The sequence below is a fragment of the Mesorhizobium sp. M0894 genome, assembly GCF_040319725.1.
Lineage (GTDB): Bacteria > Pseudomonadota > Alphaproteobacteria > Rhizobiales > Rhizobiaceae > Mesorhizobium.
The window spans coordinates 191,198-214,309 of the sequence record NZ_JAMYOG010000006.1 but is presented as its reverse complement, the minus strand read 5'-3'; the positions used below and the strand labels follow the sequence as shown (position 1 = coordinate 214,309).

Below are 23,112 nucleotides of genomic sequence, written 5' to 3'. Positions count from 1 at the left end.
GCTAATCTAAACGTTTCGATCATGTCAAGCCAATACCTGGTGTCCAAGATTGTTCCATTTCAATTCTTGCGCAAAACCATAAGATTCCGTACGTATTGCTGCTGCGGAGTGGTGAAACGTTTCGAAAATGACAGCGTCAGGACGAAAAAAGCAGCGCAAATCCACTGCACCGACCATGCTTCACGTGGCCGAAGCGGCGCGTGTTTCCGTGGCCACCGTATCGGCGTTGATCAACGGCACCGCGACCGTCAGCCCCGAGCTCAGCCAGCGCATCGAACAGGCGATCCGCGACATCGGTTACAAGCGCAACGCCATCGCCCGCAGCCTCAAGATGGGCACCACACGCACCATCGGGCTTACCGTCCCACACATCACCAACCCGTTCTTTACCGACGTGGTTTCGGTGATCCAGCAGGCTTTCGACAGGGCCGGCTACGCCGTCATGCTGTGCTGCACCGACGAGCACCTGAACACGCAGGACGACCAGATCAGGCTGCTGCTCGACCGGATGGTCGACGGGCTGATCGTCGCGCGTGTCGGCGACGGCGCGATCCTCAAACGGATTGTCGACGACGCCAATGTGCCGGTCGTGCTACTCGACCGTGTTTGCCAGGGTGTCGACACCGATGCCGTCGTTCTCGACAATCAGCGCGCGGTGTTCGACGCCATCACTTATCTGATCGATATCGGCCATCGGCGCATCGGCTACATCTCCGGCTCGTTCGATATCTCGCCGATGCATGACCGCATGGCGGGATACCGGGAAGCCCTCCAGACCGCGGGCCTGCCGGCCGAGCCCGAGCTCGTCCGCTTCGGCAATTTCCACGAAGTCGATGGCTACAACGCCACCATGCAGCTGCTTTCGCTGCACGACCGGCCGAGCGCCATCTTTTCGGCCAACAACCCGATGGTGATCGGCACGATGAAGGCCATCCGCGATATCGGCCTGTCCTGTCCGGAGGATATTTCGGTCGCCTGCTTCGACGATTTTCCGTGGTCGGATGTGTTCCGGCCGCAATTGACCACGGTCGCACAGCCGGTGCAGGCGATTGGCGAACAGGCGGCCAATCTGCTGCTCGACCGGCTCGCCGGCAACAGGGATGCGCCGCCGCGCAAGCTGACGCTCAAGGGACGCCTAATGATCCGCAATTCATGCCGGCCACTTGGCGCGATCGCACAAAGCGTCAGCGCGTAGCGCTTGGGCTCTGTTCAGAAACGTTGTAATGCCGGACGGACAGCGCTCCCTCTGTCCTGCCGACCCCGGCCCTTTCGCAGCCGCTACGGGCGTTCGTCGTTCGAAAACCGAGCAATTGAAGGACGCGGCGCTGATCGAGCCAAGTGGCCAACAATCAGCCAGCCGACAAGCAGGAAAATCTTGGCAATCGAAGCATGTCGGATTAGGAATATGACGAGATGCGGCTGATCGCTCACACGGGCGCCGGCTTGAGTCATGCGCGTGAAATCGATCCTAATCGGGCTGGTACTTGCTGGGATGGTCGCATTCTTCGGCTGCACCACCGGCGGCGCATTAAAGACTTTCCCCTCGGCCTATGGCGGCCTCACCGACGCCGGTTTTCGCGTTCCGCCGGTTCCGATCTACAAGGTTGACCAAAAGTTCCTTCGGCAGACAGTGCCTTATGCGACTGAAGAGGCGCCTGGCACCATCATTGTCGATACAGGAGCGAAGTTCCTCTACTACGTGTTGGGAGACGGTCAGGCGCTGCGCTACGGAATCGGCGTTGGCAAGGCGGGCTTCGAGTGGCATGGCACTGCTCACGTTGCGAGGAAGCGCGAATGGCCGGATTGGAGCGCGCCGTCTGCGATGATCGTGCGCGAGCAGAAGCGGGGCCGCATCATACCGGCTCATATGGAGGGCGGACTCATGAACCCGCTCGGGGCGCGGGCGCTCTATCTTTTCAACGAGAAAGGTGACACTGGATATCGCCTGCACGGTAGCCCTGAATGGTGGTCCATCGGCAAAGCTGTGTCGGCGGGCTGCATTCGCCTCATGAACCAGGACATCATCGATCTCTACAACCGCTCCACAATCGGCACCAAGGTGATCGTCATTTAGTAGACGCCGCGTTTCCGTCTAACAGACGAGCATGACGGATCGAAAACTCTCCGCGTAAAGCGCGCGAACTGTTCGCGATGTCTTCGCACACCTGTTCGCGATGTTCCCTGCCTAAGGCCGGCCTTGCCCGCAACAGTGCCAAGTGGCGAACCAGCTCTCAGGCAGCTTCCGACAGCGATTTGTGGGCGTCGGTCAGTATCTCGAACGAGCGCACCCGCGCCGCATGGTCGAAAATCTGCGCTGTGACCATCAGTTCGTCGGCGCCGGTGCGGCGCACGAATGCCTCGATGCCTTGCCTGACCGTTTCGGGGGAGCCGACGACGGCGCAGGAAAGCGCCTGGCCGAGCATGGTCTTGGCCATTGGATCGAGGTCGCGCTCATATCCTTCGACCGGCGGCGGCAATCGGCCGGGCCGGCCGGTGCGCAGATTGACGAAGGCCTGCTGCAGCGAGGTGAACAACAGCCGCGCCTCGGCATCGGAAGGAGCAGCGAAGACATTGAGGCCGAGCATCACATAGGGCTTGTCGAGCTGCTCCGAAGGCTGGAAGCGCGAGCGGTAGATCTCCAGCGCATGGTCGAGCTCGGCCGGCGCAAAATGCGAAGCGAAGGCGTAGGGCAGGCCGAGCGTGGCGGCAAGCTGCGCGCCGTAGAGGCTGGAGCCGAGAATCCAGATCGGCACCTTTTCGCCTTCGCCGGGCACCGCGCGGATGCGTTGGCCGTCTTCGGCTGGCTGGAAGTAACCGATCAGCTCGACGACGTCCTGCGGGAAATTGTCGGCGCCAGCGTCGAGGTTGCGGCGCAGCGCCCGTGCCGTGGGCATGTCGGTGCCGGGCGCCCGGCCGAGGCCGAGATCGATGCGGCCGGGATGCAGAGCGTTGAGCGTGCCGAATTGCTCGGCGATGACAAGTGGCGAATGATTGGGCAGCATGACGCCGCCGGCGCCGACGCGTATCGTACGGGTACCTCCGGCCACATGGGCAATGACCACCGAGGTGGCGGCGCTGGCGATGCCTGGCATGTTGTGATGCTCAGCCAGCCAGTAGCGCTTATATCCCAGCCGCTCGGCATGACGGGCGAGATCGAGCGAATTGGCGAGCGACTGCGAAGCATTGCTGCCTTCGACGATCGGCGACAGGTCGAGAACGGAAAGAGCGGTCATCGGCGGGGATTCCTGTGGACCGGACGGATGTAGGAAGCCGTTGCCGGGGCGGCAAATTCAAAATGTTGATAGAGCGCTGTGCGCCCGACGGATGTGCAACCGATGCAAGGTCGTTGATATGCACACCAATCAGTGACGCTTTTGGGCTCTTAAGCCGCTACCTTTTTGGCTCGGAAATCTCTTCATCCTCGATTACCGCCGTGTGCTGCGCCGCGAGGAAATTGCCGACATGGCTGAGACCGTCGAAATGATCGCAGAATACCTTGATGACGACCAGCAGCGGCACCGCCATCAGCGCGCCGACGAAACCCCATAGCCACGACCAGAAGGCGATGGCGATCAGGATCGCCACGGCGTTGATTTCGAGACGGCGGCCGACCACCGTCGGCGTCACGAACTGGCCTTCGACGACGTCGCATAAGAGGACGAAGGCCGGCGCCAGCAGCGCATAGGAAATCGTGTCGAAGCTGATCAGCGCGATGATCGTGACCAGCGTGATGGTGGTCAGCGCCCCGATATAGGGCAGGAAATTGAGCAAGGCCGCTGCCGCGCCCCAGACCTGCGCGTTGGGCACGCCGAGTGCCCACAGGCCGAGCCCGATGACCACGCCGAGACATGTATTGATGACCGTGACAGTAAGCAGATAGTGCGAGATTTCACGCTCGACGTCATAGACTACGCGCAGCGCCCGCTTCTTTTCGCTTAGACTGGGGAAGGACTGGACGATCTTTTCATAGAACATCGTGCCCGAGGCGAGCAGGAACAGCGACAGGACGAAGACGATGGTGACGCTGGCGCCGGCCGACAGCACATTGCCGGCGGCCTGCGAGAGAATACCCGATGGCGCCATCGCCACCCTCTGAACGCCCGGCTCCTGGGACGTCTGTGTCAGGCCCTCGATCTGGCGCGAAATCTCCACGATCCGTTCGAACGGACGGCGCAGTTGTGCCAGACGTTCGGTAAGCTGCTGGCCGATCGTCGAGGTGTTGTTGATGAGGTCGATGACCGGGCCGCTGAGCAGATATCCCGCGACGGCGACGAGGCAAAACGAAAGCAGCACCAGCAGTGTCGCCGAAATGACATCGGGCATGCCATGCTTGCGCAGGAAGCGAACGATCGGCGTCAGCGTCAGCGCCAGCAGAAAAGCCAGAATGACCGGCATGAAGAAGGCGCGGGCGAAGTAAAGCGCGTAGATCGCCATGAGGATGAAGATGCCGACGAGCAGCGAACGCATCAGATGCGCATCCGCCCGCGCCTCGACGCGCGAATCCGGGCTTTCGGCAGCGCTTGCGCCCGAAGCGGCGGGTTCGGCCTTCATTCTGACCCTCGGCGGCACACCGCGATTGGTGTAGACCGTTGGCGAAAACGCCTCTGCGGCTTCAAGGTTCCGTTAGCCGGCGTCACCGGCATGGCCGCCTCGCGGCCATGCCGGTGAATCAAGCAACCGGCGCTGCCGCGGCGACGGCCTTTGCAGTTTCCCGGCGCACGATCGGTGCCACCTTGGTGCCGTAGAGCTCAATAGCCTTCATGATCTTGGCGTGCGGCATGGTGCCGATCGCCATTTGCAGCAGGAAGCGGTCGTTGCCGAATATCCTGTGCTGGGCAATGATCTTCTGCGCCACCTGTTCTGGATTGCCGACGAACAGCGCGCCGTTTGGGCCGCGCGATTGGTCGAAATGCGCCCGCGACGTCGGCCCCCAGCCGCGCTCGCGGCCGATGCGGTTCATCACCTCGGCCTGAGGCCTGTAGAAATCGTCGGCTGCCTGGTCGGCGGTGTCGGCGATGAAGCCGTGCACGTTGAGGCTGGTGGCAAGGTTCGCCGGATCGCTGCCGGCCCGCCTGGCTGCATCCCTGTAGATGTCGAACAGTGGTGCAAACCGCGCCGGTTCGCCGCCGATGATCGCCAGAGCCAGCGGTAACCCGAGTACGCCAGCCCGCGCCGCCGATTGCGGCGTACCACCGATCGCGATCCAGATCGGCAATTTGTCCTGAAAGGGCCGGGGATAGACGCCGCGATCGTTGATCGGCGCGCGCAGACTGCCCGACCAGGTCACCTTGACATGATCACGGATGGCGAGCAGCAGGTCGAGCTTCTCGGCAAAGAGCTCGTCATAGTCTTCGAGACTATAGCCGAACAGCGGAAAGGATTCGATGAACGAGCCGCGCCCGGCCATGATCTCGGCCCGGCCGCCGGACAGAAGATCGAGGGTGGCAAACTGCTGAAAGACGCGCACCGGATCGTCGGAGGACAAAACGGTGACCGCGCTGGTCAGCCTTATGCGCTTGGTTCGTTCGGCAGCCGCCGCCAGCGCCACCACCGGAGCGGAGGCAGCATAGTCGGGACGGTGGTGCTCGCCGAGACCAAAGACGTCCAGCCCGACCTGATCGGCGAGCTCGATCTCCTCGATCAGGTTGCGCAGCCGCTCATGCGCACCGATCGCACCGGGACCCGGTTCCGGGCTGACGTCAGCGAAGGTGTAGAGACCGAGTTCCATAGTGGTGTCATCCTAGCGTTTTGTCTTGGCGCTACAGGTAGCGATCAGTCCGCTGCGCCGCCAGAGGCCTGGATGGTGAACAGTGCGGGTGGCTTTCAGCCGAATTCGATCGAAATGGCGTCTCCCGGTTGCAACAGATCAGAATTTCATGGCTGGCATACCGTTTTGGCGCTTGAACTCTCGGTTTTCACGCGTATGTAAGCCTCGCAAATTGACTCCAGGGAAGTGGACTTGGCTATCTACAGGGAAAAAGACGTTTTCGAGCGGCGCAATGCCGCAAACGAGGCAAAGAAGGCGCTTCTGGAGCGCTTCAAGGCAAAGCCGGCGGCAGATGATCCAGCGGTGCTGGCACGACAGGCCGAGCGCAAGGCAATCCTCGAGGCCCGCGCGATACGCGAGGCCGAAAAGGCCAGGCTGAAGCAGGAAAAGCTGGCGCGCGAAGCGGCCGAAAAGGCCGAGCGCGAGGCAGCTGCCGAAGCGGCACGCATTGCCGCCGAAGAGGCAGCACAGGCCGAAGCGAAGATCCGGGAAGCTGAAGAGAACGAGCGCATCGCCCGTTTTCTTGCCGACGAGGCCGAACGCAAGGCCAAGCGTGACGCACGCTATGCCGCGCGCAAGCAGCGCACCGGCAGGACGCCGCCCGGCTTCTCCGCCCGATAGCGCCTTCCGGCGCTGATCAGCCGAATTCAAGAATCAGGGCCGCCTTGCAGCGGCCCTGAAGGCGTTTGGTCTGTCGGGCCGACTTAAGCCGCGAGCTTCAGTCCCATAATGCCGCAAACGATGAGCGCGATGCAGGCCAGCCTGATCGCGGGCGCCGGCTCCCCGAGCAGCCATATCCCCAACAGCGCCGTGCCGACGGTGCCGATTCCGGTCCATACCGCATAGGCTGTGCCGACCGGCAGTCCCTTCAGCGCCAGGCCGAGCAAGGTCAGGCTGACAATCATCGAGGCTACCGTCAGGACGGTTGGCAGCGGCTTCGAGAATCCGTCGGTGTATTTTAGGCCGATCGCCCAGCCGATCTCGAACAGGCCGGCGAAGAACAGGAAAATCCACGACATCGGAACGCTCCGTTTCGATGGCTCCCGGCCGATCTCTTGAAAGCGCAAAAACTATCTTCGCCGCATCCATATGGGATGCTCGTGCGCTTAATGAACAACAATACCGGCCGCATTTGCGGCCGGTCGAAATAAGCCAAAACGGTAGCTGCGGCCCTACTTGTCCTTCAGCTTCATCGCCTTCACCGGCGGTGCCTTCAGGGCCGGCGCCGGAGCGGGTTTCTTCGCGTCCTTCTTCGGCTTGCGGGCTTCCTTGCCTGCCTTCATCGCACCTTTAGCCATGATTCGTTCCTCCGGTTGATGTCTGGCGAAGTGAAACAAGAGAAAACGCTAGACTGCAAGAGGCCGCTGCCGTGCAGTCGCCTTGGCCGATGGCTGTCAACCGGTTTCTAATTCCCTCGTAAACCGCAGCGGTCCGTGCGATGGTCCTCTTCGCACTGCAGCATCAGCCCTTGCGTTTCGCCGGCTGATGATCAGGCAGGCCGGTCAGGACGACAATGCGGATCCACATCGGTTGCCAGATGAGCTTCGACTTCCCGCAGGAAACACCGCTGATCGCGATGCTCAACGTCCATTATTCGCGCGCATCCGATCTCGAGCGGCCGGACTTCCTGACGTCGAACCCGCCGGTGCCGATCGAAAGCTATCGCGACAGTTTCGGCAATTGGTGCAACCGTCTCGTTGCGCCGGCCGGGCGCTTTGCGTTCGGCACGGACGCGGTCATCCGCGACCCCGGCTCCTTCGAGACGCGCGAGCTGACGGCATGGCAGCATGAGGTGCGCGATCTGCCGTCGGAGACGCTGCTGTTCCTGCTGCCCAGCCGCTATTGCGAGAGCGACGTGCTGGCGAACGAAGCCTGGCGGCTGTTCGGCAACACCCCACTCGGCATCCCGCGCGTCCAGGCGGTCTGCGACTTCGTCCATAACCATATCGTCTTCAACTATTTCAATGCACGGCCGACACGCACCGCAGCCGAAGCCTATCGCGAGCAGAGTGGTGTGTGCCGCGACTTTGCCCACCTCGCAGTCGCCTTCTGCCGCGCCCTGAACATCCCGACCCGCTACTGCACCGGTTATATCAGCGATATCGGCCTGCCAAAGCCGTGGTCGGACATGGATTTCGCCGCCTGGATGGAGGTTTATCTCGGCGGCCGCTGGCACGCTTTCGACCCGCGCAACAACGCGCCGCGCATCGGCCGCATCCTGATTGCCTCCGGACGCGATGCCGCCGATGTCCCACTCACCCACATTTTTGGACCGGGCGCGCTAGCTGGCTTCAAGGTCTGGACGGACGAGGTCATCGAATAGCCTCTCGCGCTGCCCTTTTGAACAACTCGACACTTCGGGCGTTGTTCGAGCTGTGGAGCGTGGGCGTGCTCCGCTAATCTCGGTGCATCAACCAAGGCAGCACACCATGGCGGCGCATGGCGGGTCGAAAAAAGTGATCTATGCGGCGCTCGCCGGCAATCTTGCGATCGCCCTGACCAAATTCGCCGCTGCCTTGTTCACGGGCAGCTCGGCAATGCTCTCGGAAGGCGTCCACTCGCTCGTCGATACCGGCAATGGCAGCCTGCTGCTTTATGGCATGCACCGCGCCGCCCGGCCGGCCGATCGGACGCATCCGCTCGGCCATGGTCGCGAGCTGTATTTCTGGAGCTTCATCGTCGCGCTCCTCGTCTTTGCACTGGGCGCCGGCATATCGTTCTACGAAGGCGTGACGCACATCATGGCGCCGGAGCCGATTGCCAACGCAAAGGTGAACTACGCTGTACTTGGCCTTTCCTTCCTGTTCGAAGGCACCTCCTGGCTGGTGGCGCTGAACGAGTTCCGCCACCAAAAAGGCAGCCACGGCTGGCTCGAGGCGGTGCAGCTCAGCAAGGACCCGAGTGTCTACACCGTACTCTTCGAGGACAGCGCGGCACTTCTCGGCCTCGTTGTCGCCTTCGCCGGCATATTGGCGGCGGAACTGCTGGACATGCCGAAGCTCGACGGCGCCGCGTCGATCGGCATCGCGCTGATCCTGGGCGCGACCGCGATCTTCCTGGCCCGCGAAAGCAAGAGCCTGCTGCTCGGCGAGCCGGCCTCGCCCGAGGTGCAAATGAAAGTGCTGGCCATTGTCCAGCAGGACCCGGCGGTGCGGCGGGCAAATGGCGTACTGACGCTCCATATGGGGCCTCAGGAGATCGTCGCCGCTCTGAGCATCGAGTTCGAGGACCACTTGTCGGCGCCCGAGATAGAGACCTGCGTCGAACGCCTCGAGACACGGCTGAAGGCGGAGATGCCGGAGGTCACGCGCCTGTTCGTCAAGCCGCAGACCACCGGCACCTGGGAACGGCGGAGCAAGGCCTTGGCGGCGTCCGGAGGGGAGCCGGCCTGAGGAAAATGGCTGCGCCATCGGGCAGTCCCGGTTATGATCGCGCGCAAAAGCTCCAGGAGGAACGAAGATGAAAATCGACGGCGGGTGTCATTGCGGCGCCATTACTTACGAGGCCGAGGTCGATCCGGAAAAGACCACCATTTGTCACTGCATCGATTGTCAGAAGCTAACCGGAACGGCCTTTCGCGTCACCGTGCCGGCGTCCGAGGACAATTACACGATCACCAAGGGCGCGCCGAAAATCTACATCAAGACCGGTTCGAGTGGTGCCAAGCGCGCTCAGGCATTTTGCGGTGAGTGCGGCTCGCATCTCTACGCCACGTCGGCGGGCGCGGGACCGAAGGTTTACGGCATCAGGGTCGGCACGGCATGGCAGCGCGATCAACTGGTGCCGAGAAAGCAGATCTGGCATCGCTCGGCGCTGCATTGGCTGCCGGAATTCGAAGGCACAACCATCATCGAGGAGCAGTAGCGCCAGACCGGGCGAAGCCTCGGCTCCGGTTCCGGCGTAGCTCTCAATCGTCGCCTTCGACGACCCTTAGCCTCAGCTGCCCGGTTTTCGAATCGGCAACACGCGCGCTGCTTTCCGCTTTTGCTCCGCTGCCATTCGACCCAGCGGTGTCCTCCGCCGGCTGCACGCCAAACTCCAGCGCCTCGATCTTTTGTCCGCGCCTGGTCACCTTCGATGTCGAGACGAGGATGTCCTCGATATCCTTGGCCGATTGACCGAAATGCGTCTGCAATTTGCGCACCCGCTCGTCGAGCCGAGAGACGTCTTCCATCAGCCGGATGACCTCGCCCTGGATCAGGTGCGCCTGCTCGCGCATACGGGCATCCTTGAGGATCGCCTGGATGACCTGGATCGACAGCATCAAAAGCGATGGCGAGACGATGACGATCCGCGATCGATGCGCCTTTTGGACAACGGCCTCGAAATTCTCGTGGATTTCGGCGAACACCGATTCCGAGGGCACGAACATGAAGGCGGTGTCCTGCGTCTCGCCCTGGATCAGGTATTTTTCGGAAATATCCCGGACATGCACCTCGATGTCGCGGCGGAAAGCCTGAGCGGCGGACTTCTGCAGGTCGGCGCCTTCGGCGGCACGGATGGCATTCCAGGCCTCGAGTGGAAACTTTGCATCGATGGCAAGCGACGGTGCGCCGTTCGGCATCTTCACCAGGCAGTCGGGCCGGCTGCCATTCGACAAGGTCGCCTGGAATTCATAGGCGCCGTGGGGCAATCCGTCGGCGACGATGGCTTCCATACGCGACTGGCCGAAGGCGCCGCGCGTCTGCTTGTTGGAAAGGATCGCCTGCAATTGCACGACCTGGCCGGCCAGCGACTGGATGTTGCCTTGCGCGATATCGATGACCGCCAGCCGCTCCTGCAGCTTGGCGAGGCTCTCATGCGTCGATCTCGTCTGCTCGGTCATGGTCTGGCCGAGGCGGCCGGTCATGGCGTCGAGGCGCTGGCCGATCGACTGGGTCAGTTCGGCCTGACGCGCCCCGAACACTTCGGCGATAGCGCCCATACGGCCCTGCATTTCCGCCTGGCTTGCCAAGATGCCGGCCATCCGCACCTCGGCGTCGCGGGCGTGGTCGGCGGCTTCGGCGGCCGCCATTGCACGCGCCTTGGCCGATCGCCAGAGCGCAATGACGAGCGCCACGAACAGGCCGAGGAACAGCATTGCGCCGAAACCCAGGGCATGGCCGAGCGTGATCGTGGTGGCGCCGAGGCGGGCGACAGGTTCGGACAGGATGGTGGCCAGATCGTTCATGCCGACAGCATAGATGATTCGGTCTGGCGGCACAGATCAAAACGTGAACGACCAGAAGGCGTCCCGGTTGACGCTTTTCCTGCGAGGTCTTAGGTGAGACGCCATGTCGATCAAGCCGCTTATCATCCTCCCCGATCCCGTCCTGCGTCAGGTTTCAAAACCGGTCGAGCGTGTCGACGGTGATTTGCGTAAACTGGCCGGCGACATGCTGGACACCATGTATGACGCGCCCGGCATCGGCCTCGCGGCGATCCAGGTCGGCGAACCCTTGCGCTTGCTGGTGATCGACCTCGCCAAGGAGGACGAGACGCCGGCACCGCACGTCTTCATCAATCCCGAAATCCTCGACAGCTCCGACCAGCGTTCGGTCTACGAGGAAGGCTGCCTGTCGATCCCGGATTACTATGCCGAGGTCGAGCGTCCGGCAGCGGTGCGGGTGAAGTATCTCGATCGCGACGGCAAGCTGCAGGAGATCGAGGCCGAGGGGCTGATGGCGACCTGCCTGCAGCATGAGATCGACCACCTAAACGGCGTGCTGTTCATCGACCACATCTCCAAGCTGAAGCGCGACATGGTGGTCAAGAAATTCAAGAAGCTCGCCAGGGACAAGGCGCCGGGCAAGATGGTGGGATAGGGGTCGACGAATGCCCCTGCGTGTCATCTTCATGGGTACGCCCGAATTCTCCGTGCAGACGCTGCGAGCGATCGCCGGGGCAGGGCATGAATTGGCAGCCGTCTACACGCAGCCGCCGCGCGCCGCAGGCCGGCGCGGACTCGAGCTGACGCCGTCGCCGGTGCAGCGTGAGGCGGAGCGGCTTGGCATCGAGGTGCGGTCGCCGGTGTCGCTGAAGAGCGAGGCGGAGCAGCAGGCGTTCCGCACCTTGCGCGCCGATGTCGCCGTGGTCGTCGCCTACGGGCTGCTTCTGCCCAAACCTATTCTCGAGGCGCCGCGGCTCGGTTGCCTCAATGGCCACGCATCGCTATTGCCGCGCTGGCGCGGCGCTGCCCCTATCCAGCGCGCCATCATGGCCGGCGATACCGAGACGGGCATGATGGTGATGCGGATGGAGGAAGGCCTCGACACCGGGCCTGTGGCAATGGTTGAAAAATGCGCCATTGGACCCGACATGACGGCCGGCGATCTGCACGACCGGCTGATGATCCTGGGTGCTGCGCTGGTGGTGCAAGCGCTCGAACGGCTCGAGCGGAATACGCTGACATTTACCACACAGGCGGAGGTGGGGGTGACCTACGCCAAGAAAGTCGATAAATCGGAGACTCGCATAGACTGGCTGCGACCTGCCGGCGACGTGCACAACCAGATTCGCGGCCTGTCGCCCTTTCCCGGTGCATGGTGCGAGGCCGAAATCGGCGGCCGCGTGGAACGGCTGAAACTGCTTCGCTCGACGCTCTCGCAAGGCGCCGGCGAACCGGGAGGAATTCTCGATGACCGGCTGACGGTCGCCTGCGGGTCAGGCGCGACCAGGCTGGTCGAAGTTCAACGTGCGGGCGGAAGGCCCATTGCCGCGCAGGAGTTTCTGCGCGGGGCCAAGCTCGAAAAAGGAATGAAATTGTCATGAGCATGATGTCCATACGCGCGGCGACGCCGCGGGACCGCGAGGCGATCCGCCTTGTCGAAGAACACGCATTCGGCCAGCAGACCGAGGCCGGACTGGTCGATGCGCTGGTCACCGGCGGTGATGCCGTCGTCGAACTGGTGGCGGACGAAGACGGGCAAGTGGTCGGCCATATCCTGTTTTCACGGCTTTTCGTGCAGAATGGCGGCAAGAGCTTCCCGGCGGTGGCTTTGGCTCCTTTGGCGGTCGAGCCGTCGTTCCACGGCACCGGCATCGGCGGTGCGCTGGTCCGCGAGGCGCATATCCGCCTGAAGGCTGCTGGCGAGACGCTCGCCGTAGTGCTCGGCGATCCGGCTTACTATGGACGTTTCGGCTACAGCCGCGCCCGTGCAGCGAAATTCGAGAGCGACTACCAAGGCGAGGCTTTGCAGGCGCTTGCCTGGGGCGAGGCGCCGGAGACCGGCAGGCTGGTCTACGCCTCGGCCTTCGGCTCAGCCCTCGCCGCCTGATTTCGCCTCGATCCGGGAATGCCGCGTTTTCGCCTCGACATCGAATATGACGGCAGCCTCTTCGCCGGCTGGCAACGTCAGGCCCACCAGCCTTCGGTGCAGCAGGCGATCGAGCAGGCGATCGAGAAGTTCTGCGGTGAGCAGGTTTCGCTGCGCGCCGCCGGCCGCACCGATGCCGGCGTCCATGCGACGGCACAGGTGGCGCATGTCGATCTGATCAAGGCATGGCCCGGGGAAAAGGTGCGCGACGCCGTCAATGCCCATCTGCAAGCGGCCAAGGCGCACATCGCCATCCTGAAGGCCGCCGTCGTGCCGGATGGCTTCGATGCGCGTTTCTCGGCGATCGGCCGCCATTACCTCTACCGTATCGTCAACCGCCGCGCGCCGGCAGCGCTCGACAAGGGCAAGATCTGGTGGGTACCGAAGCAGCTCGATGCCGCCGCCATGCACGAAGCGGCAAAAGTGCTGCTTGGCCGGCATGATTTCACCACCTTCCGCTCGACCCAGTGCCAAGCCACCAGCCCGGTCCGCACGCTCGACCGGCTGGATGTCAGCCGGGCGGGCGATTTCATCGAAGTCCGCGCTTCGGCGCGGTCATTCCTGCACAACCAGGTGCGCTCGATGGTCGGCTCGCTCAAACGTGTCGGCGAAGGCGGCTGGGCCATTGCCGACCTCAAGGCCGCGCTCGAGGCGCGCGACCGTGCGGCCTGCGGTCAGGTGGCGCCGCCCGACGGGCTGTTTCTAGTCGGCGTCGATTATCCGACGCCTGGCTGATCCGGCACGCTGATACCGAGCAGCGCCTGCAGGCCGAACAGGACGATCAGCGACGCCACGAACATGCCGGCAAAAACAGCGCTGCCGACAGCCGCACCCCTGCCGATGGCAACGTTGGTCATCCGCCAGGTCAATACCATTGACAGCGCGAACAGCAGCAGCGACACCAGCCCGGAGACTTCGTTGGCCGATGTCAGGAAAAGCCGGATCAACGCCGATGGCAGCATCATCCAGGCGATGATCGCCGAGGCCCAGTTGCTGGCGACGACATAATGGACGAAACGGCTGCCGACGCCGACCCGCGGCGCGACCAGGGCCAGGCCGATGAGCGGCAGCACCCAGGCGCCGATATCGACGGTGGCCAGCCGGATCAACATGCTGAAACGGCCGACGAATGCGTCGGGATCGCCGATCTCGTTGGCAATGCCGACCCAGCCGACGATCAATGCCGGCGCCGCGACGACGATGGCAAAAAAGGAGTTCCAGAAACCGTCCGCCGAAAGGTCGAGCAGGCGAAATCCGTCGGCCTTGCCGAGCATCAGCCGCCAGGCGCCGGCAAGCGAAGCATAGGTTTCATCCGCTGAAAGCATCACTAGGATATGTCCTGCGCAAACCAGTCTTCAACGAAGCGCAGATAAATCTGCGTCAGCGTCTCGAGATCGGCAATCGCCACACGTTCGTCGACCATGTGCATGGTCTTGCCGACCAGGCCGAATTCGACCACCGGACAATAATCCTTGATAAAGCGGGCATCGGAGGTGCCGCCGGAGGTGGAGAGCGCCGGCTTCCTGCCGGTCACCGCTTTGACCGAACCGCCAAGCGTCTCGATTAGCCTGTCGTCGCGTGTCAGGAAAACATGGCTCGGCCCGTCGCGCCAGACGATCTCGTAGTCGACCGGCGTCTTCTTGCCGGCGCGGTATTTCTTGCGTTTCGCCGCCCGGTCGAGGCGGTTGTGGATCTCGGCCTGGATCGTCTCGGCGGTCCATGTGTCGTTGAAGCGGATATTGAAGGTAGCTGCTGCCTTCGCCGGGATGACGTTGGTGGCGGGATTGCCGACATCGATGGAGGTCACCTCAAGATTCGTCGGCTGGAAATCCCTTGTTCCGTTGTCGAAGACGGGGTGCAGCAAGGCGTCGACCAGCGTCACCAGGCCGCGCACCGGATTGTCGGCTAGCTGCGGATAGGCGGCGTGGCCCTGGCGGCCGTTGACGACGACCGTGCCCGATAGCGAGCCGCGCCGGCCGATCTTGATCATATCGCCAAGCGCGTCGGGATTGGTAGGCTCGCCGACGATCGAGGCATCCCATTTCTCGCCTTTGGCGGCCGCCCATTCGAGCAGCTTCGTCGTGCCGTTGATCGCCGGGCCTTCCTCATCGCCGGTTATCAGCAGCGAGACCGACCCCTTCGGGCCGCCCTTCTGCTCGACATGTCGCGCCACCGCCGCGACGAAACAAGCAATGCCGCCCTTCATGTCGACGGCGCCGCGGCCGAACATCTCGCCATTGGCGATCTCGGCGCCAAAGGGCGGGTGCGTCCAGGCTGCCTCGTCGCCCACCGGCACCACGTCGGTATGGCCGGCAAACATCAGATGCGGGCCATTGCCGGAACGCCGCGCGTAAAGGTTCTCGATGTCCGGTGTGCCGGCTTCGGAAAACACCGGTCGCTCGACCGCAAAGCCGAGCGGCTTCAACATCGCCTCCAGCGCGCGCAGCGCACCGCCTTCGGCGGGCGTCACGGAAGCACAGCGGATGAGTGCAGCGAGATTTCTAACCGGATCGGTAGGCAGCATCATGGGCAAAAGCGATAGTCGAAAGCGCAAGGTCTGTCACGGCCAGACGTGAGGGCCAGCCATGCCGCCGACATTGTGGTTTTCATGTCGTATAATTGCGGCAAGGTCTCTCGACCAGAACAGGGCCATCGCATGGTCACGCGTGGCAAGACGATCGTAATCGCCGGTGCCGGCAGTATCGGCTGCTACGCCGGCGGCTGCCTGATACTTGCCGGGCGAAAGGTGGTTCTGCTGGCGCGACCGCGCGTCGAGAAGGCCCTGCAAGAAGCTGGATTGCGCATCACCGACCCTGACGGCCGCGACCGTTCTGTCAAACCGGACGCATTGTCGGTCACCGCCGATCCGGCGGTAGCATTCTCCGATGCCGATGTCATTTTGGTAACGGTCAAGAGCGGCGCGACGCAAGACATGGCCGGGCTGATTGCCGCCCATGCCCGACCGGACGTGGTGATACTCAGCCTGCAGAACGGCGTCGACAATGCCGATAAATTGCGAGCCCATCTCACCGCCCAGCCGGTGCTCGCGGGCATGGTGCCGTTCAACGTGGTCCAATCGCCGGAGGGCGAATTGCCGCTTCGCCTGCACCGCGCCAGCGGCGGCAAAGTGATGATCGAACAGGGCTCGGCGGGCCTTGACGAACTGCTTGATGTCGAGGGGTTTGCCGTCGCGACGCATGGTGACATCGACGCGGTGTTATGGGACAAGCTGCTGCTCAACCTCAACAACGCGCTGGTGGCGCTTTCCGGTCTGCCGCTGGCGGCAGAGCTTGCCGATCGCCGCTGGCGGCTGATCCTGGCCGGTCAGATCGACGAAGCATTGGCGGCAATGACGGCGACAGGCATCGAACCCGCTCGCATCGCCGGCCTGCGTCCCGCACTGCTGCCGAAAGTGCTTCGCCTGCCCGACGGGCTGTTCAAGTTCTTGGCGCGGCGGATGCTTGCCATCGATCCGGCCGCGCGTTCGTCGATGTGGGATGACCTGCGGCGCCGCCGGTCGACGGAGATCGGCGAACTGCAAGGCGCGGTCCTGCGTTTGGCCGAAAAGGCCGGCACGCCGGCGCCTTTGCTGAAGCATGTCACTGCACTGGTGCGCGCGGCCGAGCAGGAGAGGCGCGGATCGCCTTGCTTGCCGCCGGAAGCTGTCGCTGCGACCGTCAGATCGTAGCCCGCACAGGCGCCCAATAACGGCCCTTGCCGGTGCGCTTGGCTTCGTAGAGTGCATGGTCGGAACAGGTGAGCAGGATTTCCGGATCGCCGCCGTCGGCGGGTGCAAAGGCGCTGCCGACGCTCAAGCCGACATGGATGGCGGAACCGACCCCGAGGTCGAAAGGCACCGAGACCTTTTCGATGGCCCGCTTTGCCAGATAGGTGGCCTCGATCTCCGAGGTTGCGGGCAAAAGGATGACGAATTCGTCGCCGCCGATACGGAAGACCACGTCCCCCGGCCGGAAGCCGCGCTTCAATCGTTCGGCCACCTTGCGCAGCAGCACGTCGCCGACCGCATGACCAAAACGGTCGTTGACCTGTTTGAAGCCGTCGAGGTCCATGCTGAGCACGGCAAACGGCTTGCCGCCATTGGCGGCCGGCGCCGCAAGGTCGCGGCACATGTCGCGCAATTTTTCCTGCAGGAAGATGCGGTTTGGCAGGCCGGTCAGCGCGTCCTTGATCGCCAGGTCGCGATTGTCCAGCTCGGCGCGGATCATGCGGGCGTTGATTGCGTGGTTCTGAAGCAGCACGATGATGACGCCGGCCACATAGAACGGCGTTTGAATTCCGACGATCGGCATTCCGGGCGCTGCGGAAAACAATGCACCGACCACGTAAGGCAGGCTTACGGCCAACATGACGAATATGGCGAAGCGCGGGGTGGCCGCATTGCGTGACGACACCACGCCAACGACACCTGCGACATTCAAGGCGGCAAGTACGGAAAGCGCCATATTCCCGCTGGCAACACAGCCATAGCAGCCGAGGCCGAAAACGACCGACCATACACCGCTGGCTGCCATCAGGCCCGCCAGCGGCCCTTTCGAGCCGCGCCTGCGGGCCTGCTCGCATTCCCGCATCAGCAGAACGCGGACGACGAAAAGCATCAGGTCGGCTGCGATCCAGGCGTAGGGCCACCAATCCTTCGTGGCAAGTGCGGCGCTGACCGCAACCACCAGAACGCTGATGGTGCCGAACAAGACTGCGAATTTGCGGTCGAAAGTGGTGTCGAGAAGCCGGGCGCGGACGGCTTCCGGTTCCAATCTCATCGGCGAAGAGAACCAGGCAAACAGGCGAGCGGCGGCGCTCCACGTTTTGCGCGGCTCCTTGGTGGTCAGGGATAGGTCGCTTGCCAGTCGAGCGCTCCGTGCCGGTCGACACAGTTTTCGCCGGCATGCTGGGCCAGGGTGATTAACATTCGCTTAGAGCGTCCGGCGCAAAACCGGGGTTTCGGAACTCCCCGCTCTGCCGCTCTAGCGGATCTGCCGCCGGCTCGCGGGTCTTAGCTTGCCGGCCCCGGTCGTCTGCGGACTGCAGGCCGACGCGGCGGACCCGGCTCGGGATCGGTTTTCTTCGCATGTGCCGGCTGCCCATGAGGGGTTTCGATCAGCGTGATCTTCTGCCAGATCTTTCGCGACAGGTTCGACGCCAGGTTCTCGATGTCATTGACGCCATCGATGACCACGGCGTCATTGACCGACTGGGCAAACAGCGCGGCGATCTTGCCGGTGATCGACAACATTTCGGAGCAATAGTCGAGATAGCGGGCAAGGTCGGCGGCGTTGGTGATGCGGGCTGGCGAATGTGCAGTCGGCTTGAAACTGGCTGAAAGTGCTGCCGGATCCTTGGTCAGCTGGTGCATGTCGATGACGTGGATGAGCGACCGCAGCCCGTGGAGTTGGCGGAACACCCGCTTGCGCTTGATCCGCTCCTCGGAGCGGATCAGGGCCAGGAAGCCCAGCACGGCGAGGATGATCATGTTGAGGGAGGCTTCGATGCCTTGCACCGACTGGAAGGCATCGTGGTTTCCCGAGATGCGGCCGAGCGGCAGGATTGTGCCGACGAACAGGAACATCAGCGCTCCGACGACGAAAGCGGCGATGATGAGGCCGCGCAGCCACCAGATCGGCGCCTCCAGCGCCTTGGCTGCCTTTGCCAGATCGCGCGACAGCGACACGAGCTCGGCGGCGACGCCGCGCAGGCCTGCATCGGGAAAGCGCTCGGCGACGCGCTCTTCCAGCCGTTCGGCGGTTTCGAGGATCAGTTTCGAATCAAGCGAGCGGTAGCGCATGACGAAATGTCCGATTGGCGCTCAGGGTTCGGCCGGTGCGTTGGTGCGCTTGCCGTAGCGGTTGGGGCCTGGGTCACTTTTGAAAAAAGCCAGGATAAAAAGCAGGACGAAGCCGATAATGAGAGAGATCAATGCGTAATAGGCAGGCTTGCCGAAATCATGGAACCGCTTCGCCGTTAGCGCAAAGGTCGACCATGTCGAGACGAACACAGCGATCCATAAGGCGAGCGCCCAATACTGGCTCGCGGCAGTGCCTAACGGCGTTCGCGCGAACTGGTAGAGCAGAAAGAGTTGAACGATGACCGGCAAGAGGCCAGCCAAAACATAAGCGCTCGGATTCACCCGCCCAGAAAGGCTGAAGAAAAGCCATAGGAATTGAGGTTTGTCAGTCAACCCGGTGCATCCGTTCTCGGGAGATCAATCGCGCAGCAATTCGTTGATCGAGGTCTTGGAACGGGTTCTTGCGTCGACCCGCTTGACGATGACGGCGCAGTAGAGGCTGGGGCCGGGCTCGTTGTTTGGAAAAGGCTTGCCCGGCAGTGAGCCGGCGACGACGACGGAATTGGCCGGCACTTCGCCGTAGAAGATCTCGCCGGTGGCGCGGTCGACGATCTTGGTCGATTGGCCGATGAAGACACCCATGCCGAGCACTGAGCCCTCGCGAACAATGCAGCCCTCGACCACTTCGGAACGGGCGCCGATGAAGCAATTGTCCTCGATGATGGTTGGGCCGGCCTGCATCGGCTCCAGCACGCCGCCGATACCGACGCCGCCCGACAGATGCACATTCTTGCCGATCTGGGCACAGGAGCCGACCGACGCCCAGGTGTCGACCATGGTGCCGCTATCGACATAGGCGCCGACATTGACGAAGGACGGCATCAGCACGGCGCCCGGCGCGACATAGGCAGAGCGGCGCACGATCGACGACGGCACGGCGCGGAAGCCGGCCTTCTCGAAATCGACGGCGCTCCAGCCGTCGAACTTCGAAGGCACCTTGTCCCACCATACCGCCTGACCGGGACCACCCTTGATGATCTCCATCGGGTTGAGCCGGAAGGACAGCAGCACCGCTTTCTTCAGCCACTGGTTGACGTGCCATTTGCCGTCGGCCTGCCGCTCGGCGACGCGGGCGACGCCCCGGTCGAGCAGGTCGAGCGCCGATTGGATGGCCTCGCGCGTCTCGCCGCGGGTTGCGGTCGAAATGGTGTCGCGTTCCTCGAAGGCGTTCTCGATGATCTTCTCGAGACTCGCGAGATCGGGCTTCGACATGAATTCGCTCCATTACCAAGCTGTTAAGGGCCGGCGCCTTAACCTGTTTGAAAGTCGCGCGGACCCTATGTGAAGGCTTGGGGAGGGTCAATCGCGGCAGCGTCACGGGACGGCGCAAGTGAATGATTGGACGGGTAAAGCAAAATATGACTCCCATGGAAAAGGCGGGGTGGACGCCGCTACCGCATTCGGACGAGGATCTGGAGCGGTCGAAAAGCGTGCCGGACACGCCGCAAACGCGCGCGGAGACATATCGGCTGGCCTGGAACGACCCCGATTTCATGACGCGGCGCGAGTTGCGCGCGGTCAGGCTGCAGCTCGAACTGCTGAAACCGGAGATGATCCTGGCCGAGCGCGGCATCCAATCGACCGTCATCCTGTTCGGCGGCGCGCGCATCCCCGAGCCCGGCGGTGAAGCCTGGGCGGCCAAGAACGAGACGCAGAAGAAGAATCTCGAGCAAAACAGCAAATACTATGAGGAGGCGCGCAAATTCGCCCGCCTCTGCTCGCAGCAGTCGGCCACTTCGTACTATCGCGAATTCGTCGTGGTGACCGGCGGCGGGCCTGGCGTCATGGAGGCCGGCAATCGCGGCGCCGACGATGTAGGCGCGCCGTCGATCGGTCTCAACATCGTGCTGCCGCACGAGCAGGCGCCAAACGCCTACGTGACGCCGGAACTCTGCTTCAACTTCCACTATTTCGCGGTCCGCAAGATGCATTTCGTCATGCGTGCCAAGGCCGTTGCGGTGTTTCCCGGCGGCTTCGGTACGATGGACGAGTTCTTCGAGACGCTGACCCTGATCCAGACCGGCCGCATGGAACGGGTGCCGGTCATCCTGTTCGGCAAGGCTTTCTGGGCACGGGCGATCGACCTCGATTTCCTCGCCGAGCAAGGTACGATCACCCCCGGCGACCAGGACATCATCGATTTCGTCGACACCGCCGACGAGGCCTGGGGGATCGTCAGCCGCTTCTATAAGCTCTGATATGCAAGCAAGAATTTGAAGCGCGCCGACTGCCTCAAGCGGGGACTTCGACGATCGCCGTGAGAAAGCCGGCGAGATCGTCGGTGACGAAGTCCACGTCGTCCTCGTTGGCCGGGTCGCGTTCCCAGATTTCCGAGAAGGTCGGCTCGAAATTGCGCGGCACCACCAGCACCGTGGTCATGCCCAGCGATTTCGGCACCGACAGGTTGCGGGCGAGGTCTTCGAACATCACCGCATTTTGCCCGGTGACGGCGTGGAGTTCGGCAAATTTCTCGTAGGATTGTCGCGCCGGCTTGGGGTTCAGCCCGGCTGCGACGATATCGAAAATGTCGTCGAAATGCTCGAGAATGCCCAGCTGCCGCGCGGTGCGTTCGGCATGCCGGCGATCGCCATTGGTGAAGATGAATTTGCGGCCGGGAAGCTGGCGTATGGCGGTGCCGAGGACGGGATCTGGCACCAGCCAGGAATAATCGATGTCGTGGACCTTCTCGAGAAAGTCGTCGGGGTCGATGCCGTGGCGCGTCATCAACCCGTTCAGTGTCGTGCCGTATTCCCGGTAGAGCTCCTTCTGCAGCTTGCGTGCTTCCTCGCGCGGCAGCGTCAGCAATTCTCCGACATAGGCGGTCATCTTCACATCGATCTGCGAGAACAGATTGGAATGGTGCGGATAGAGCGTGTTGTCGAGATCGAACACCCAGTCGGTGACATGGGCAAAGCGGGCGGGGTCGGGAAGCGTGGTCATACCGTCCTTATGGCACGAAACGATCTTTCTAACAGGAGGTTTATCCACAACCTATGCGCGCCCTGGGTGGTGAAAATGGTGCCGTGATTAAAATCTTAAGCATCGCCGAAAGGTGACATTCAGCGCTTGCTGGCACCAAGACGGACCAGTGGGAGCAAGCGATGAATCGCATATTTCTAAAGTCTGCCGCCATCGCTTTCGCCTCCGTCGCCGTCTCACTTTTGCTGACGCTGATCGTCGTGCCGGCAATGGGTTTTCCGATCAATCGCACCATCTGGTTGACGTCTACCGTATGCCCACTGGCTCTTGCCTGGGGCGCCGGCGCCTATACGGTCTGGCAGGGCGAAAGGTTGAAGACCGCGCATCGCGAACTCGCCCGCGCCCATGCCCAGCTCGCCGCCGCCCACAGGCGCTTGGCGGAAAAGGCGAGCCGCGACGACATGACCGGCATGCTCAACCGCGAAAGTTTCTTTGCCGCCCTCGACGGCTCTCGGCGTAAATCCGATCGCGGGGCATTGCTGATCGTCGATGCCGACCATTTCAAGACTATCAACGACAGCTACGGCCATCTGATCGGCGACGAGGCGCTGCTCCTGATCGCAAGTGCGATAGAGCGTGGCGTGCGCAGCGGCGATGTCCTTGGCCGCATCGGCGGTGAGGAATTCTGCGCCTTTCTGATCGGCGCCACCGAACACGAAGCCAGGCGCGTCGCCGAGCGCATCCGCCGTGAAGTAGAGCGTATCCGTTTTCGGCCCGTCGACGAACGAACCGTTCCGCTGACGGTCAGTATCGGCGGGACCACCTGCGGCGAGGACGCCGCAGTGTCGGAGCTGATGCGCGCCGCCGACCAGCGGCTCTACGAGGCCAAGCATCGCGGCCGCAACCTGTCGATCATCGATCGTGACATTTCCGAAGCGGCGTGAGCTCGGCCCTAAGCCTTCTGCTGGAAAAATTCCACCCTATCAGAATTCAACCGCGCCGCGGCCAGTGCTGTCAAAATCCGAAGATGGCGATGCGGAACAGCAGGGCAGCGGCCGCCAGCGCGACCGGTGCAATACCAAGGCCAATGGGAGAACCCCAGCCATACCATTCCATCGCCAGCTTGGCGTATTTGAATTCTTCGGCCGGTGTGAGTGGGCCGCGCGTCTGGTTCTGGTTCATTGTCCACTCCTTGCGTGCTGCGACAGGCCGTGCCTTGCGCCCGACGCAGCATATTACTATAATGGCCGTAATGTTAGGCAAATTGATAG

General features: G+C 62.8%; 27 protein-coding genes. 13 read left to right on the top strand and 14 right to left on the bottom strand.

Going from position 1 to position 23,112, the window contains the following annotated elements:
• The first annotated feature begins 175 nt into the window (after positions 1-175).
• Together NKH91_RS14435 and NKH91_RS14430 are read left to right on the top strand one after the other, a co-directional pair.
• Positions 176-1,195, top strand: coding sequence for a LacI family DNA-binding transcriptional regulator (locus tag NKH91_RS14435; RefSeq protein WP_352846899.1), 1,020 nt, complete (start codon positions 176-178; stop codon positions 1,193-1,195).
• A 255-nt stretch (positions 1,196-1,450) separates the two neighbouring features.
• Positions 1,451-2,074 (top strand): L,D-transpeptidase, encoded by a 624-nt coding sequence (locus NKH91_RS14430; RefSeq protein WP_352591290.1) that lies wholly within the window; start codon positions 1,451-1,453, stop codon positions 2,072-2,074.
• 157 nt (positions 2,075-2,231) lie between these two features.
• Here NKH91_RS14430 and NKH91_RS14425 read toward each other — a convergent pair whose 3' ends face one another.
• From NKH91_RS14425 to NKH91_RS14415, 3 genes are all read right to left on the bottom strand, one after another.
• Complete coding sequence (locus tag NKH91_RS14425) at positions 2,232-3,233, bottom strand: LLM class flavin-dependent oxidoreductase (protein ID WP_352495038.1); 1,002 nt, start codon at positions 3,231-3,233, stop codon at positions 2,232-2,234.
• Between the two features lie 157 nt (positions 3,234-3,390).
• Positions 3,391-4,551 (bottom strand): AI-2E family transporter, encoded by a 1,161-nt coding sequence (locus NKH91_RS14420; RefSeq protein WP_023718182.1) that lies wholly within the window; start codon positions 4,549-4,551, stop codon positions 3,391-3,393.
• A gap of 118 nt (positions 4,552-4,669) precedes the next feature.
• Positions 4,670-5,728 carry an LLM class flavin-dependent oxidoreductase gene (locus tag NKH91_RS14415; protein ID WP_352846902.1) on the bottom strand — a complete coding sequence of 353 codons (1,059 nt, stop codon included), beginning with the start codon at positions 5,726-5,728 and terminating at the stop codon, positions 4,670-4,672.
• Between the two features lie 231 nt (positions 5,729-5,959).
• On the opposite strand from NKH91_RS14415, the gene NKH91_RS14410 reads away from it, so the two are divergent.
• The gene (locus NKH91_RS14410) at positions 5,960-6,388 is read left to right on the top strand and encodes a DUF6481 family protein (RefSeq protein ID WP_023718183.1); all 429 of its coding nucleotides are present in this window, start codon (positions 5,960-5,962) and stop codon (positions 6,386-6,388) included.
• Positions 6,389-6,471: 83 nt separating this feature from the next.
• Here the strand turns inward: NKH91_RS14410 and sugE are convergent, their stop codons facing one another.
• Together sugE and NKH91_RS14400 are read right to left on the bottom strand one after the other, a co-directional pair.
• A complete protein-coding gene (gene sugE / locus NKH91_RS14405; protein ID WP_352846905.1) occupies positions 6,472-6,786 on the bottom strand; it encodes a quaternary ammonium compound efflux SMR transporter SugE in 315 nt (104 codons plus the stop codon).
• Positions 6,787-6,939: 153 nt separating this feature from the next.
• On the bottom strand, positions 6,940-7,065 hold the full coding sequence (locus NKH91_RS14400; RefSeq protein WP_013528464.1) for a hypothetical protein: 126 nt from the start codon (positions 7,063-7,065) through the stop codon (positions 6,940-6,942).
• 215 nt (positions 7,066-7,280) lie between these two features.
• Between NKH91_RS14400 and NKH91_RS14395 the strand changes: the two genes are divergently transcribed.
• The 3 genes from NKH91_RS14395 to NKH91_RS14385 all read left to right on the top strand — a co-directional run bounded on the left by NKH91_RS14395 (position 7,281) and on the right by NKH91_RS14385 (position 9,631).
• Positions 7,281-8,090: a transglutaminase-like domain-containing protein gene (locus NKH91_RS14395; protein WP_352846908.1), complete on the top strand. Its 810-nt coding sequence runs from the start codon at positions 7,281-7,283 to the stop codon at positions 8,088-8,090.
• A 106-nt stretch (positions 8,091-8,196) separates the two neighbouring features.
• Positions 8,197-9,159 carry a cation diffusion facilitator family transporter gene (locus NKH91_RS14390; RefSeq protein ID WP_352484329.1) on the top strand — a complete coding sequence of 321 codons (963 nt, stop codon included), beginning with the start codon at positions 8,197-8,199 and terminating at the stop codon, positions 9,157-9,159.
• 67 nt (positions 9,160-9,226) lie between these two features.
• Entirely contained in the window at positions 9,227-9,631 is a 405-nt protein-coding gene (locus NKH91_RS14385) for a GFA family protein (RefSeq protein WP_352484328.1), read from the top strand.
• Positions 9,632-9,674: 43 nt separating this feature from the next.
• Here the strand turns inward: NKH91_RS14385 and NKH91_RS14380 are convergent, their stop codons facing one another.
• On the bottom strand, positions 9,675-10,937 hold the full coding sequence (locus tag NKH91_RS14380; protein ID WP_023718188.1) for a DNA recombination protein RmuC: 1,263 nt from the start codon (positions 10,935-10,937) through the stop codon (positions 9,675-9,677).
• Positions 10,938-11,040: 103 nt separating this feature from the next.
• Here NKH91_RS14380 and def point away from each other — a divergent pair, with 103 nt between their 5' ends.
• From def to truA, 4 genes are read left to right on the top strand one after another with little or no spacing between them, the layout of a single operon-like run.
• A complete protein-coding gene (gene def / locus NKH91_RS14375; protein WP_023718189.1) occupies positions 11,041-11,571 on the top strand; it encodes a peptide deformylase in 531 nt (176 codons plus the stop codon).
• Between the two features lie 16 nt (positions 11,572-11,587).
• Positions 11,588-12,517: a methionyl-tRNA formyltransferase gene (gene fmt / locus NKH91_RS14370; RefSeq protein WP_352846952.1), complete on the top strand. Its 930-nt coding sequence runs from the start codon at positions 11,588-11,590 to the stop codon at positions 12,515-12,517.
• Positions 12,514-13,023 (top strand): GNAT family N-acetyltransferase, encoded by a 510-nt coding sequence (locus NKH91_RS14365; protein ID WP_352846910.1) that lies wholly within the window; start codon positions 12,514-12,516, stop codon positions 13,021-13,023. Before fmt ends, NKH91_RS14365 begins: the two co-directional genes overlap by 4 nt.
• A gap of 18 nt (positions 13,024-13,041) precedes the next feature.
• The gene (truA, locus tag NKH91_RS14360; protein ID WP_352846912.1) at positions 13,042-13,797 is read left to right on the top strand and encodes a tRNA pseudouridine(38-40) synthase TruA; all 756 of its coding nucleotides are present in this window, start codon (positions 13,042-13,044) and stop codon (positions 13,795-13,797) included.
• Here truA and NKH91_RS14355 read toward each other — a convergent pair.
• Both NKH91_RS14355 and dapE read right to left on the bottom strand, forming a co-directional pair.
• Positions 13,779-14,387 carry a hypothetical protein gene (locus tag NKH91_RS14355; RefSeq protein ID WP_023718193.1) on the bottom strand — a complete coding sequence of 203 codons (609 nt, stop codon included), beginning with the start codon at positions 14,385-14,387 and terminating at the stop codon, positions 13,779-13,781. The two genes, truA and NKH91_RS14355, sit on opposite strands and share 19 nt — an antisense overlap.
• A gap of 2 nt (positions 14,388-14,389) precedes the next feature.
• Complete coding sequence (gene dapE / locus NKH91_RS14350; protein WP_352484327.1) at positions 14,390-15,589, bottom strand: succinyl-diaminopimelate desuccinylase; 1,200 nt, start codon at positions 15,587-15,589, stop codon at positions 14,390-14,392.
• Between the two features lie 129 nt (positions 15,590-15,718).
• On the opposite strand from dapE, the gene NKH91_RS14345 reads away from it, so the two are divergent.
• Positions 15,719-16,750 carry a 2-dehydropantoate 2-reductase gene (locus tag NKH91_RS14345; protein WP_352846915.1) on the top strand — a complete coding sequence of 344 codons (1,032 nt, stop codon included), beginning with the start codon at positions 15,719-15,721 and terminating at the stop codon, positions 16,748-16,750.
• On the opposite strand, the gene NKH91_RS14340 is transcribed toward NKH91_RS14345, so the two are convergent.
• The 4 genes from NKH91_RS14340 to dapD all read right to left on the bottom strand — a co-directional run bounded on the left by NKH91_RS14340 (position 16,740) and on the right by dapD (position 20,134).
• Entirely contained in the window at positions 16,740-17,840 is a 1,101-nt protein-coding gene (locus tag NKH91_RS14340; RefSeq protein ID WP_023718195.1) for a GGDEF domain-containing protein, read from the bottom strand. The two genes, NKH91_RS14345 and NKH91_RS14340, sit on opposite strands and share 11 nt — an antisense overlap.
• Before the next feature lie 233 nt (positions 17,841-18,073).
• Positions 18,074-18,862, bottom strand: a complete 789-nt coding sequence (locus NKH91_RS14335) for a hypothetical protein (RefSeq protein ID WP_352484325.1) — start codon at positions 18,860-18,862, stop codon at positions 18,074-18,076.
• A 21-nt stretch (positions 18,863-18,883) separates the two neighbouring features.
• Positions 18,884-19,255 (bottom strand): DUF805 domain-containing protein, encoded by a 372-nt coding sequence (locus NKH91_RS14330; RefSeq protein WP_031193743.1) that lies wholly within the window; start codon positions 19,253-19,255, stop codon positions 18,884-18,886.
• 24 nt (positions 19,256-19,279) lie between these two features.
• Positions 19,280-20,134 carry a 2,3,4,5-tetrahydropyridine-2,6-dicarboxylate N-succinyltransferase gene (gene dapD / locus NKH91_RS14325; protein ID WP_352484324.1) on the bottom strand — a complete coding sequence of 285 codons (855 nt, stop codon included), beginning with the start codon at positions 20,132-20,134 and terminating at the stop codon, positions 19,280-19,282.
• Positions 20,135-20,280: 146 nt separating this feature from the next.
• On the opposite strand from dapD, the gene NKH91_RS14320 reads away from it, so the two are divergent.
• Positions 20,281-21,120, top strand: coding sequence for an LOG family protein (locus tag NKH91_RS14320; RefSeq protein ID WP_023718198.1), 840 nt, complete (start codon positions 20,281-20,283; stop codon positions 21,118-21,120).
• Between the two features lie 34 nt (positions 21,121-21,154).
• Here NKH91_RS14320 and NKH91_RS14315 read toward each other — a convergent pair whose 3' ends face one another.
• A complete protein-coding gene (locus NKH91_RS14315) occupies positions 21,155-21,862 on the bottom strand; it encodes a pyrimidine 5'-nucleotidase (RefSeq protein ID WP_023677476.1) in 708 nt (235 codons plus the stop codon).
• Between the two features lie 161 nt (positions 21,863-22,023).
• On the opposite strand from NKH91_RS14315, the gene NKH91_RS14310 reads away from it, so the two are divergent.
• On the top strand, positions 22,024-22,785 hold the full coding sequence (locus NKH91_RS14310) for a GGDEF domain-containing protein (protein WP_023718199.1): 762 nt from the start codon (positions 22,024-22,026) through the stop codon (positions 22,783-22,785).
• Positions 22,786-22,855: 70 nt separating this feature from the next.
• On the opposite strand, the gene NKH91_RS14305 is transcribed toward NKH91_RS14310, so the two are convergent.
• Complete coding sequence (locus NKH91_RS14305; protein WP_352846917.1) at positions 22,856-23,023, bottom strand: hypothetical protein; 168 nt, start codon at positions 23,021-23,023, stop codon at positions 22,856-22,858.
• Between the last annotated feature and the right edge of the window lie 89 nt (positions 23,024-23,112).